The sequence below is a fragment of the Pantoea sp. Cr_R13 genome (assembly GCF_029222565.1).
GTDB lineage: Bacteria > Pseudomonadota > Gammaproteobacteria > Enterobacterales > Enterobacteriaceae > Pantoea > Pantoea eucalypti.
In genome coordinates, this window is sequence record NZ_JARHXL010000013.1 from 472,794 (window position 1) to 485,624 (window position 12,831).

8 protein-coding genes and 1 pseudogene are annotated in these 12,831 nt (G+C 57.7%); 7 read left to right on the forward strand and 2 right to left on the reverse strand.

Annotated elements, in window-relative coordinates; all coding sequences use genetic code 11:
* The first annotated feature begins 1 nt into the window (after position 1).
* From P2R09_RS09825 to P2R09_RS09850, 6 genes are all read left to right on the forward strand, one after another.
* Positions 2–1,960, forward strand: coding sequence for a hydantoinase B/oxoprolinase family protein (locus tag P2R09_RS09825; protein WP_275769162.1), 1,959 nt, complete (start codon positions 2–4; stop codon positions 1,958–1,960).
* Between the two features lie 61 nt (positions 1,961–2,021).
* The gene (locus P2R09_RS09830) at positions 2,022–3,803 is read left to right on the forward strand and encodes a thiamine pyrophosphate-requiring protein (protein ID WP_275769165.1); all 1,782 of its coding nucleotides are present in this window, start codon (positions 2,022–2,024) and stop codon (positions 3,801–3,803) included.
* A 98-nt stretch (positions 3,804–3,901) separates the two neighbouring features.
* Positions 3,902–4,744: an oxidoreductase gene (locus tag P2R09_RS09835; RefSeq protein ID WP_275769167.1), complete on the forward strand. Its 843-nt coding sequence runs from the start codon at positions 3,902–3,904 to the stop codon at positions 4,742–4,744.
* A 484-nt stretch (positions 4,745–5,228) separates the two neighbouring features.
* Positions 5,229–6,665, forward strand: a complete 1,437-nt coding sequence (locus tag P2R09_RS09840; protein ID WP_275769170.1) for an amidase family protein — start codon at positions 5,229–5,231, stop codon at positions 6,663–6,665.
* The gene (locus P2R09_RS09845; protein ID WP_275769173.1) at positions 6,662–7,978 is read left to right on the forward strand and encodes a cytosine permease; all 1,317 of its coding nucleotides are present in this window, start codon (positions 6,662–6,664) and stop codon (positions 7,976–7,978) included. The genes P2R09_RS09840 and P2R09_RS09845 overlap by 4 nt, the downstream gene beginning before the upstream one ends.
* Positions 7,959–8,645 carry an isochorismatase family cysteine hydrolase gene (locus P2R09_RS09850; protein WP_275769176.1) on the forward strand — a complete coding sequence of 229 codons (687 nt, stop codon included), beginning with the start codon at positions 7,959–7,961 and terminating at the stop codon, positions 8,643–8,645. The genes P2R09_RS09845 and P2R09_RS09850 overlap by 20 nt, the downstream gene beginning before the upstream one ends.
* 27 nt (positions 8,646–8,672) lie before the next feature.
* On the opposite strand, the gene P2R09_RS09855 is transcribed toward P2R09_RS09850, so the two are convergent.
* Complete coding sequence (locus tag P2R09_RS09855) at positions 8,673–10,853, reverse strand: EAL domain-containing protein (RefSeq protein ID WP_275769178.1); 2,181 nt, start codon at positions 10,851–10,853, stop codon at positions 8,673–8,675.
* Positions 10,854–11,270: 417 nt separating this feature from the next.
* On the opposite strand from P2R09_RS09855, the gene P2R09_RS09860 reads away from it, so the two are divergent.
* Positions 11,271–12,362: a mechanosensitive ion channel domain-containing protein gene (locus P2R09_RS09860; RefSeq protein WP_275769181.1), complete on the forward strand. Its 1,092-nt coding sequence runs from the start codon at positions 11,271–11,273 to the stop codon at positions 12,360–12,362.
* Between the two features lie 51 nt (positions 12,363–12,413).
* Here P2R09_RS09860 and P2R09_RS09865 read toward each other — a convergent pair.
* A pseudogene (locus P2R09_RS09865) lies at positions 12,414–12,642 on the reverse strand (BCCT family transporter); the annotation flags it as partial.
* Between the last annotated feature and the right edge of the window lie 189 nt (positions 12,643–12,831).

Here is a 12,831-nt window from a genome sequence, read left to right on the forward strand (position 1 = left end):
CATGGCGATTGATGGACGTAACTTACAAATCCTGGCGAACTACTGCGCCGCTGCTGCAGATGCGATGGCCTTTACCCTGATGCGTACCGCGCACTCCACCTTTGTTAAAGAGACGGAAGATTTCTCCTGCCAGATTGTCAGCCGCACCGGACTGGCGTTTGCCTCGCCGCGCAGTTTTGGCGCACCCTGGTACAGCGGCATCGACTATGGGCCAGTACTGGCACTGATTGACGATTACGCCGACGGCGATATCTGCATTACTAATGACGCCTACGCCGGCAATGTGGCGACGCACTCGCCCGATATCCACATCTGGAAGCCGGTGTTTTACAAGGGCGAAATTGTCTGCTTCGTGGTGGGGCACATTCATAACACCGACGTCGGCGGCGCGGTGCCCGCCTCACTGTCGCGCTCGCTGACCGATATCGTGCAGGAGGGGATCCGCATCCCGCCACTGAAAATCATGCGGCAGGGGCAGCTCAATGAAGAGGTCGCCAGCATCATGCGGCTCAACGTGCGGGTGCCGGACCAGAACTGGGGTGATTTCAAAGCACAGCTGGCGTCGGTAAACGTCGGTGAGCGTAAAATCCACGACATTATCGCCCGTTTTGGCATCGACGATTTTTTACAGGGCATAGAAGGGATTCTCGATTACGCCGAAGCGCAGGCCCGCAGCATTATCAGAACCATTCCCGATGGAGAGTATTTTTATGCCGACTACGCCGATGAAGATGGCGAGGGCGGTTATCCCTGTCGTATCGCCATTACACTGCGGGTGCAGGGCGATCAGCTGGAGCTGGACTACACCGGCAGCGACCCGCAGCTGGCCTCGTCACTGAACATGCCGACCGGCGGCCGTGAACGGCATCCGCTGGCGCTGGTGGGCGTCACTTATGTGCTCTCCACACTTGATCGTTCGCTGCTGCTGAACGCGGGAACACTGCGACCGACCCGGGCGATCCTGCCGCCGGGTACGGTGATGAATTGTGAAGCACCGGCGGCGGTAGGCATGCGCTCCCTGACCTGTGCACTGTCGCAGATTGCGACAATCGGCGTCTTCTCGCTGGCGATGCCGGACCGTCTTCCCGCCAATTCACCGGGCGGTAATTCAATCATGAATATCCGCACGCAGACGCATAACCGCAGCGTGGTTGCTTCGCTGGGGCCAGTGGGCGGTGGCGCGGGTGGTACGCCGCGTCATGACGGGCCTGACGGCTCTGGCGGGCTGTCCGCCTTCCTGAAAAATACCCCCATTGAGATCAACGAAGCGGAAGTCCCGATCCGTTTTCATCGTTACGGGCTGGCTCAGGACAGCGCCGGCCCAGGTCGCTATCGCGGCGGCTTAGCGACCGAAATGGCATTTGAGATTTTCTCGCCCAACACCACGATTACCGCGCGCAACCGTAACCGGTCGGTGTTTGCCTCGGCGGGCGTGGTGGGCGGGCAGAACGGGGCGCTCTCTTACTTCCGCACCCGGCGCGATGGCGAGGTGATCAATCACGGCAACACAGACGTAATCCACTGCCAGCCGGGTGACGTGGTCGAAGTGCGCGGCCCTGGCGCGGGCGGTTATGGCCTGCCGTCACAGCGCGAAACTGAGGCGGTCATGCAGGATGTGCGCTGTGGTTATCTCAGCGTCGCAGCAGCCCGGGCGCAGTATGGCGTCGTGATCGTTGATGACGGTGTGGATGAGTCAGCCACAGCGCGCCTGCGCGCCGGGATGCCGCAACGCGCTGCGCAGCATTTTGAGCACGGCGAGGCACGGCGTCGCTTTGAAACGCTCTGGACACCTCAGCGTTACCAGTTGCTGACCGCTTTTCTGGCAGGCGCACCGGTCAGCTGGCGTCATTTCCTGAAAACCCAGGTATTCCGGGCGGTAGCGGAGACAGGCGAAACGGCGGATATGAATCAAATATTCAGTGATTTGCATCAGCGATACCCAGCCATGGCGAACAATTAACGAAGACTGCGCATCGTCGACTACGCTTTAAGTCTGCATGGACTATGAAGGCAACGTGACGATGAGCATGAAAACCAGTGATTTTTTTGTCCAGCGCCTGAAAGAGTGGGGCGTTACACGTATTTACGGCTATCCAGGTGACGGGATAAATGGCGTGCTGGGAGCTATCCAGCGCGCGAACGCTAAAGGTGACGGCATCGAATTTATTCAGGTGCGGCACGAGGAGATGGCGGCCTTTATGGCGGCCGGGCACGCGAAGTTTACTGGCGAGCTGGGTGTCTGTCTCTCAACTGGCGGGCCGGGCGCAACCCATCTGCTGACCGGGCTTTATGACGCCAAAATGGACCATGCGCCGGTGCTGGCGATTGCCGGACAGGCAGAAGCGACTGCGCGTGGAGCCAGTTATCAGCAGGAGATGAACCTGGACCGCATCTTCTCGGACGTCGCTAACTTCGTTCAGGAAGCCTCAACCCCGACACAGGTGCGCCATCTGCTGGATCGTGGCGTGCGCATTGCCAAAGCGCAAAACGGCGTGGCGGTGATCATCATTCCTAAAGATATTCAGGATGAAGAGTGGCAGCCGCCGCAGCATCTGCACGGCTTCACCCATTCCGGCAGCGGCTATCAGCGTCCCAAAGTTATCCCCTACGAAGCGGACCTGCAACGCGCCGCCGATGTGCTTAACGCCGGTAAAAAAGTGGCGATTCTCATCGGCGCGGGTGCACGCAACGCTGCCGTCGAGGTGGTACAGGTTGCTAATGTGCTGGGTGCGGGTGTGGCAAAAGCGCTGCTCGGCAAAGATGTGCTGCCGGACGACGCGCCGTTTGTTACCGGCTCGATTGGCCTGCTCGGCACGAAACCTTCATCCGATTTAATGCAAAACTGCGACACCCTGCTGATGATTGGCAGCGGCTTCCCGTGGACGGAATTTTTGCCGGAAGAGGGCAAGGCGCGTGCGGTGCAGATAGACATCGATCCCGCCATGCTGGGCCTGCGCTATCCCAGTGAAGTGAATCTGCATGGCGATGCGGCAGAAACTCTGCGCGCGCTGCTGCCGCTGCTGGAGCACAAAGCGGATCGCAGCTGGCAGGAGGATATTGCGGTTAAGGTACGTGACTGGTGGACGCTGATGGAAGAGCGTGCCATGGCACCGGCTAATCCGGTCAATCCGCAGCGGGTGGTGTGGGAGATGTCACCTCAGTTACCGGACAACGCCATTGTTACCTCGGATTCCGGCTCCTGCGCCAACTGGTTTGCCCGCGACTATCGGGTGAAGCAGGGACAGCGCGCGTCACTCTCCGGCGGTCTGGCCTGTATGGGCGCGGCGGTGCCTTACGCGATTGCCGCGAAATTTGCTCACCCGGAAAAACCGGTGGTGGCGCTGGTGGGAGACGGTGCGATGCAGATGAATAACATGGCCGAGCTGATCACTATTCAGAAATACTGGCAGCAGTGGGCCGATCCGCGCCTGATTGTCTGCGTGTTCAACAATCAGGATCTGAATCAGGTCACCTGGGAGCAGCGCGTGATGGAGGGTAACCCTCGCTTCGACGCGTCACAGCAGCTGCCGGATGTGAAGTACGCTGAGTTTGCGCAGTCGCTGGGTATGGTCGGTATTTTTGTCGACAACCCTGACGATCTGGCAGGTGCCTGGCAGCGAGCGCTCAGCGCCGATCGCCCGGTATTACTGGAGGTGAAAACCGATCCGGAAGTCGCGCCATTACCGCCACACATCACCTTTAAGCAGGCGAAAGCCTTTATGGCGTCGATGGTGAAGGGCGATCGCGGCGCAGCGCAAATCATCAGCGACACCGCCAGCCAGCTGTTTCATAAAAAGCATTAAGGGCTAAGTGGGGCGGTCGCGTCTCACTAACCTTTATTCCCGGATGCCCTCGCGTCCGGGTCTTAAACCCCTTCATCATTCTCAACGGGAGTCTTGTTATGACTGCTCATTCCAGCCCTGTCTGGTTAATCTCGGGATGTTCGACCGGTTTTGGTCGTGAACTGGCGCAGCAGACCATCGCGCGTGGCTTTAAGGTGGTTGTGACGGCGCGTGACATCGCGTCCATTGCCGATCTGGTTGAAGGACACGACAACGCACTGGCGGTAGCGCTCGATGTGACGCAGCAGTCGAGTATTGACCAGGCCGTCAGTGCGGCCCTGGACACTTTCGGCACCATTGATGTGCTGGTAAACAACGCCGGTTACGGTTATCAGAGCTCGGTGGAAGAGGGTGTGGAAAGCGAAATCCGCGCGCAGTTTGATGCCAACGTCTTCGGTCTGTTTGCCCTGACCCGCGCCGTGCTGCCCGCAATGAGAAAAGCGCGCAGCGGCCACGTGATCAACATTACCTCGGTGGCAGGCTTAATCGGTTTTGCCAGCTCAGGCTACTACTCTGCCAGCAAACATGCGGTGGAAGGCTGGTCTGATTCGCTGGCGCTGGAAGCCGGTCCGCTGGGCATTCGCGTGACCTGTGTTGAGCCAGGTCCGTTCCGCACCGACTGGGCCGGACGCTCACTGCATCAGACGCCGAGCACGCTGCCAGACTATGCGGAGACCGCCGCCGCGCGGATGAAAGCGACATCCGAATACAGCGGCACTCAGAAGGGCGATCCGGCGCGGGCCGCCGCGGCGATGATTGCTATTACCGAGCATGAAAACCCGCCACGTCATCTGGTGATGGGTGCCTGGGGCCATGACGCCGTGACCAGCAAGCTCAAAGAGCGTCTGGCTGAGATAGACGCGTGGAAACAGACGTCGGTGGAGACGGATTTTCCGGAATAGAGTTAAAGACATGACGGGCAGTCAGATACTGCCCGTATTTGTGAAACCGCGTAAACTAAAAAGCAGCAAGACCCGCATTTCAGGGTTTTTAACGAAGTATAGAGGCAGGTCCTCACTGTGTGCCGCACCTGCAGGCTTTTCTGCAGGCATCATGTGAATCCAGTCATTATCGTTACGGCTCTGTCTTGTCAAACCGCCTCGTGACAGCTGTAATTAGCCATTCCTGCAAGACCGACGCTGCTGCATTGAGCGTTTATCAACACACCCGCAAATTCATGCCTTTTTACACGCACCCTTATTGCGCAGCCCTGCGCCATCACTGTGCTGAAAAAATAAACAGCGACCTGCTTCTGACACCATAAGAATTCGATCTTGTATCCCAGCCCGTATTCCACCTCGCATCCCTGACGCAGACTCGTGAGTTCGCGGCTATCTGGCACGCTTCATGCACTAGCGCATGGGTACACTTTTGGCGAGGTAACCCATGTTTGACTCCTTATTAGACGACGATGCCACCACGATGGCCGCTCTGATCCGCAACGGGGAAGTATCAGCCTGCGAACTGACCGCTGCGGCGCTGGCGAGGATGGAACAGCGTGAACCGGCGGTGCAGGCCTTTTGCACCCCGACACCCGAGCTTGCGATGGCACAGGCTAAAGCCATAGATGTCCGACGCGCGCGGGGAGAAACACTGGGCGCGCTGGCAGGCGTGCCGCTGGCGGTAAAAGATCTCATCTGCACCGCAAACGTCCGCACTACCTCCGGTTCAGCAGCGTACAAAGAGTTCATACCCGAAGATGACGACATCACGGTGGAACGGCTACTGGCCGCTGACGCCATTCTGCTGGGTAAAACTACCGCGCCGGAGTTTGGCTACAGCGGTGTTGGACACAATCCGCTGTTTCCATCGCCGCGCAATCCCTGGAGTCTGGCGATGACGCCGGGCGGTTCCAGCGCGGGTTCCGGGGCGGCGGTGGCGGCACGCCTTTGCCCGATTGCCCTGGGCAGCGATGGCGGCGGATCGGTTCGTATTCCGGCAGCGCACTGCGGCATTTTTGGCTTCAAGGCGTCGATGGGGCGGGTGCCGTTATGGCCTGGCTGTCGTGATGAGCGCTATCCCGGCGTCTCAAGCTGGGAGTCGCTGGAGCATATCGGGCCGATGACGCGCAGCGTGCGCGATGCCGCTCTGATGATGTCACTGATGGCAGGACCGGATATGCGGGACCGCCACTCGATCCCCTGCAGCGACGTTGACTGGCTGGGTGCACCAGAACATCTTCCGGGCAAATTGCGTATCGCATTCAGCGCAGATTTTGGCTATGTGGCCGTTGACCCGGAAGTCCGCGCAGTGGTCAGCGCGGCGGTAAGGCGATTTGCTGCTGAAATCGGTGCGGAACTGGAGCTGGCCGATCCTGGCTTCCTGGATCCGGCTGCCGCTTTTGGCGCACTGGTGGCGATGGAAAGTGATCTCACCGGCATGCGCCAGATGATGGCGGAGCAGGGCAACGCGATGTCACCGCATCTGGTCGCTATGTTACAGCGCGACTGGCGGGCAGAGAACTTTACCGATGCCATCGCCACCCGCAAAGCGGTCAGCAACAGCCTTTGGCGCTTTATGCAGCGCTTTGATCTGTTGATCACGCCGACGCTGGCCGTGCCACCGTTTCCGCTGGGAATGCAGGGACCAGAGATCATTGATGGCCGTATGGTTCGCAACGATCACTGGCTCTCATTCTGCTTCCCGTTCAACTTCACCGGCCAGCCCGCCGCGTCAGTGCCTGCCGGTTTCACCGCCAGCGGCCTGCCGGTCGGTATGCAGATTGTTGGTCGTCATCTTGATGATGCTTTAGTGCTGGCTGCCAGTGCCGCTTTCGAGCGCATTCAGCCGTGGAATCACCTTCAACCCGGAATCGCCCAATGAAAACGTCTGACACACCTGCGCTGGAGCAGGAATTTGAACATGAGCCGGTGCCGCTGTCGCATCGCCATTCAACTCGCTCCGTCTCAGCGGTCTGGTTTGGATTTCCAATGATCCTCACCAATGCGCTGTTTGGCGGCATCATTACCTGGCATCTGGGCTTCTGGCCCGCGTTGATGGCCATTCTGCTGGGGAACCTGGTGCTCTTCGCCTATGTCGGCGCGTTGAGCTGGTACGCCGGAAACAGCGGAATGAACTTTGCTCTGCAGGCCAGACGCACCTTTGGCAACAAAGGCTACATCCTGGTCTCGGGGTTTCTCTCAACGGTGGTGATCGGCTGGTATGCCTTTCAGACCGGCCTCACGGGCACAGTCATTAATCAGACCTTTGGCTGGAATGCTCTGGCGGTCACGGCCTTTGCCATGATCCTCTACACCGGCATCACGTTCCTGGGTGTGCGGGCGCTGTCGGTATTAGGGATGATCGCGGCGCCGCTGTTTGTGGTGCTGGGAATGGTTGCACTGTGGCTGATCAGCAAACAGCATGATTTCTCCGTGGTGACGCAGTGGAAAGGCAGCGCCAGTGCCGCCGGCGCAATGAGCATGGGCACCGCGGTCACCATGGTGGTGGCCGGTTTTGCCGACTCCGGTACCATGACCGCTGATTTTACCCGCTGGTCGAAGAACGGACGCTCAGCGGTCATCGCCGCCTTCTCCGCTTTTCCGGTTGCGAACGTCATCTCGTATCTGTTCGGCGTGGTAATTGTAGCCACAGGCGCGGCGGTGGATCCGCTGACCAATGGCGGTAACTTCCTGCCGATGCTGATGGGGCACAATGCCATCCTGTCGGTGGTGGCTTGCCTGTTTGTCTTTATCAATCTGGGATCGGTCTGCACACACTGTCTCTACAACGGCGCGGTAGGTTTCAGCCATCTGTTCAGCAGCAAAATGCGTCTGTGGACGCTGATTCTCGGCGTCATTGGCGGCGCGCTGGCGCTGGCGGGTGTCTGGTCTTATTTCCTGGCGTGGCTCAGCCTGCTGGGGATGGTGGTGCCACCGTTTGGTGCTGTGATGATTGTAGATTTGATTTTTATGGCGCGCATCAGCGAGCAGCGACCGGCGCAGCGTTTCCGGGGTACTGCATTTGCCGCCTGGGCAATCGGTAGCGTGTGTGCGGTGATCGCCCACGTGGCATTCCCACAGTTTGGTGAAGCGGTGATCGGTCTGGTGACCGCCGCCATCAGCTACACCGTGATCAGCAAAATGCGCATACCGCGCCCGGTAATGGAGAACAGCAATGCCCGACTACAGCGTTAATTCAACCCCGTATGCCTGGCCGTTTGATGGCAGCTTCACCCCGGCTGACACGGCGCTGATCGTGATTGATATGCAGACCGATTTCTGTGGCGTCGGCGGCTATGTTGACAGTATGGGCTATGACGTGAGCCTGACCCGCGCGCCCATCGCGCCGTTGCAGCAGGTGCTGGCCGCGATGCGCGCCCTGACGTTTCCGATCATCCATACCCGCGAAGGCCACCGTCCCGACCTCAGTGATTTGCCTGCTAACAAGCGCTGGCGGTCACGACGCATGAATGCCGGTATTGGCGATATCGGACCGTGCGGCCGTATTCTGGTGCGCGGCGAACCAGGCTGGGAGATTATTCCGGAGCTGGCTCCGTTGCCGGGTGAAGTCATCATCGATAAGCCCGGTAAGGGGTCGTTTTACGCCACCGATCTGGAGCTGATACTGCGCAGTCGCGGCATCCGTAATCTGATTCTCAGCGGCATTACGACTGATGTCTGTGTTCACACCACGCTGCGTGAAGCCAACGATCGTGGCTTTGAGTGCCTGGTGCTGTCCGATTGCTGTGCCGCGACCGAGCGGCGCCATCATGAGGCGGCGCTGAGCATGATCCATATGCAGGGCGGTATCTTTGGCGCGGTCGCCACCTCTGCCGCACTGCGGGATAGCCTGGGCGTTTAGCCCCGCTCAGGCTATCCCTTCAGGTGATTAATCCCGCCTGTCTTGCACGAGGGACTTCATCAGTGCCTCAAGCTGATCGGCGGGCACTGCCTGACTGAACAGATAGCCCTGCAGCTGATTACAACCCGCATCCGCCAGCGCAGACATCTGCGCTGGCGTCTCTACGCCTTCTGCCGTCACTATCAGGCCCATGGCGTGACCCAGCTTCACCACCGATTCAATAATCGCCACGGAATTTTCCGCCACACCCAGCGACTGGGTGAACGAGCGGTCGATTTTGATTTTGTCCACCGGGAAGGTGCTGAGGTAATTAAGACTGGAGTAGCCGGTGCCGAAGTCATCCAGCGCGATGCGGAAGCCTGCTTCACGCAGCGTCACAATGATCTCGCGTGCTTCACGTTCATCCTCGATTAACACCCCTTCGGTAATCTCCAGCTCCAGCCGCTTCGGATCACCGCCATGCTGGCTGACAATTGCCATCACCCTTTCAACAAAGCCGGGAGACCGGAACTGTACGGGTGAGACGTTAACCGCCACCCGTAGCGTGGGAAAACGCTGCTGAGTGACACAAGCTTCAGCCAGCACCCAGTCGCCCAGCGGAATAATCAGGCCGGTCTCTTCAGCAATCGCAATAAATTCACCCGGTGCTATCAGGCCGCGCGAAGGGTGTTGCCACCGCAACAGCGCCTCAATGCCCACCATCTGCTGACCGCCAATATCCATCAGCGGCTGATACCAGACCTCCAGCGCCTGATGGGTCTGCAGCGCCGTGCGCAAATCGTCAGCGATGGTCTGCCGGGTTCGCACTGACTCATCCATCGCCCGTTCAAACTGACGATAGCGTCCGCGCCCGCCGCTTTTCGCTTCATACAGGGCGATATCTGCTTTGCGCATCAGCTCCAGCCGATCGATACCATCTCTGGGTGCCAGCGCCAGGCCGATGCTGGCACCGCTCCAGACATCGCTGCCAAACAGCGTAAAAGGCTGAGCTAACGCGTCGATAATGCGCTGCGCCAGGCTATTCACCTGACCGAGGTTATCGACCTCCGGCATGACCACGATAAATTCATCACCGCTGATGCGGCCCACGGTATCACAGGCCCGCACAATACGGCTCAGGCGCTGCGCCACCGCGATAATCAGCTCATCGCCAGCGTGATGACCGTGAGTATCATTGACGGCTTTAAAATGGTCGAGGTCGATCAGCAGCAGCGCGACCCGCTGATCGTGGCGTGTCGCCAGGGCCAGGGCCTGGGTTAAGTGGTCCTCCACCCGCGCGCGATTCGGCAGACCGGTCAGCACATCATGAAACGCCAGATGCTGTGCCTGCGCCTCTGACGCGCCGAGCCTGAGCATCGATTGCGAGAGGTTGACCGAGGAATTCCAGAGTCGCCGCACCATATACAGGCAGAGCAGGGAGATAGCCAGCACCGCCAGCCCGGTAGACGGCCCGATGGTACGCAGCATCTGCGCACCGGGACGCGACGGGATCCAGTTCAGATACCCCACAGCGGTCCCCGCCTGCGCGATGAGCATATAATGCGCATCGGTGCCCGTCTGCGGGGTGGCGTCGGAGAAGTGCAGTCCCTGTAACTGGTTACGTTCCGCCAGTCCCGCCAGATAGTCATCATCGATAAATTTCAGACTCACCAGCCGGTAGTAAGGCTGGGCGTCGCTGCCACGCTGAATATGACCTACCGCCAGCGCAGCAGCACGGTTCGTCACATGCGCAAAATCAGCGTTATCCTGGTGCATTGGATCTTTCACCAGCGGGGTTTGAAGCACCTCACTAATCAGCGGATCGTTGTCAGCGGCGGAGACGGGCTGGCCTTCACGCCATACTCTGACAATCTGGTTTTGCGGGCCCAGCACCATAATCAGTTGATGGCCAAACATCTCATACAGCCACTGCCCAATGTTCTCATCCAGCCACCTGCCGTTATTGCCCTCCGTCAGATGCTGCTCAAGCGGTCCCCAGTGCGACAGGCTATGCAACTGGCGCAGATGCTCATTCAGACTCTGTGAAAAAGAGGCCTCAACCATCCGCTGCTGCTGATGTCGGGCCTCGGCATTGGTGAGTGAGGTACCGACAAACAGCGCAGCGCCTGCACCCACAAACGTCAGCAACAGAATAGCCACCAGTGGAACCAGTACTTCACGCAGGAAGCTGCGGCGAAAATCAGAGGAAAGTTTAAGGGTGTTAATCATATTGTTGTTTTTCTCAGCAGCGGGGGAGCAGCTTAAAAATTAGCAGAAGTTACAAATTGTTTCACGATAACCGTTACGGTTAGTGAAGCAGGCAACGTTTTTAATCGCCTGGTGGGTAAGGGTGGGTGAAAAAACAGGGCAGCGAAGACGACGTGTTACATCAGTTAGTTTAATGAGGATCGGCAATCAATCAGGTGCCCGTGAGGCCGACAATAAACACGGTCTGCAGGCGCAGTCAGGCCGGGCCGTGAAAGTGTCAATAACGGTATCACCCGGCATTGCGTGCCAGGTTGGCTGCTATGGTTCATACTCATGGGCGCTGATTGTGTGACGAACGGATAACCGTGAAGACAACGGTTACTGTGTGTGCCACTTCGCTGACAGTCTGAGGTTGTCAGCTTACGATAAGGGAAAATAATGCCATTGTTATTCGGTGAGTTATCTGGCTTCCCGTCATGGGTGCCTGTTGTATTACTCGTCTCGCTTTCGTTTATTCTGGGCTTTCTGGCCCGGCTTATCCTGCTTGCCTTCATCCGTTACTGGCAGATTCGTGACAGAAAGCTGTTCAAATCCCTTGAGAAGCACCTTAGCGGTTCCATGTTCTTTTTCGTCCCGCTATTAATGATCAATGTCGGAATTAACTACATTAACTTTCACCCTGAGTCGCTTGAGTTAATCACTAACATCATTAACGTCTTTATTATTATGTCATTCTGCTCGGTCTTAATACGGCTGACCAACGTGGCACAGGATATGCTCTATATCCGCTATGACATTAATATCTCCAATAACCTTCGTGCGCGAAAAATCCGTACGCAGATTATCTATGTCAAAAAAGTGGTCATTGTCATCCTGGTTTTATTCTGCGTTTCGCTGATTCTGCTGAGCTTCCCCGGCGTCCGTAAATTTGGCACCACTATTCTGGCCGGTGCAGGTGTTGCCGGTATCATTATTGGTTTTGCCCTGCAGAAGTCGCTGGTCAACCTGTTCGCCGGTATTCAGATCGCGTTCACTCAGCCTATTAAGATTGATGATGCGGTGGTGGTGGAAAAAGAGTGGGGCTGGATTGAAGAGATCAACCTGACCTATGTCGTGGTGCGCATCTGGGATTTGCGTCGGCTGGTGCTGCCGATTACCTATTTTACCGAGAATCCGTTTCAGAACTGGACACGCAATAACGCCCAGATTTTAGGGTCTGTTTTTCTCTATGTGGATTATTCGATGCCGCTGGCGCCGCTGCGCCAGCATTTTGAAAAAGTCCTGAGTGAAACCAAACTCTGGGATCAGGAAACGTCGGTACTTCAGGTGACCGACACCACCGAAAAAACCATGACCATCAGGATGCTGATGACCGCACAGAACTCGCCGATCGCCTTTGATTTACGCTGCTACGTCCGGGAGAAGATGATTGAGTTTATTCAGCAGAATTATCCGGAAAGCCTGCCACAGGTCAGGGCGTCACTGACGGATAACGGGGGTGAAAAGTCAGTAAAGGCAATGGAGGAATAGCGGGGGGTTACGGTGCGGAATGGCAGTTTACCGGTGTAAGCAGGTGTAAACGCGTAGAGCCTTGAACAAGCTACATATTGACATTAACAGGCTAACTGTCAGGGGCAGCGCTGGCAACGGTTACTGTTTGCAACGCTTTCATGCCGCCTGCCAGCAGCAGCGTGACCGCCACTACCCCCATCATGGCAGCCCAGAATATGCACTGCCAGACGGGGGCCTTGTCGGTGACGCCCGATGCCAGCGTATCGACCCCCCTGGCACCTGAGTCCGCGGAGGTGACCAGGCTTACCCTCCTGTATCTGGTTCAGAAGTAAGAATTGCCCTGAGATTCAGCATTAACATCTGCACGCCCTGATAAAAATCCTGCCGGACGGAACAGAATGAACGCGTCTGTGGCGTATCCAGCGACGTCTCACCGGACTTTTGTCTGCCCTTTTAAATGCCCTGATCGGGCCGGACAAAGATTGAC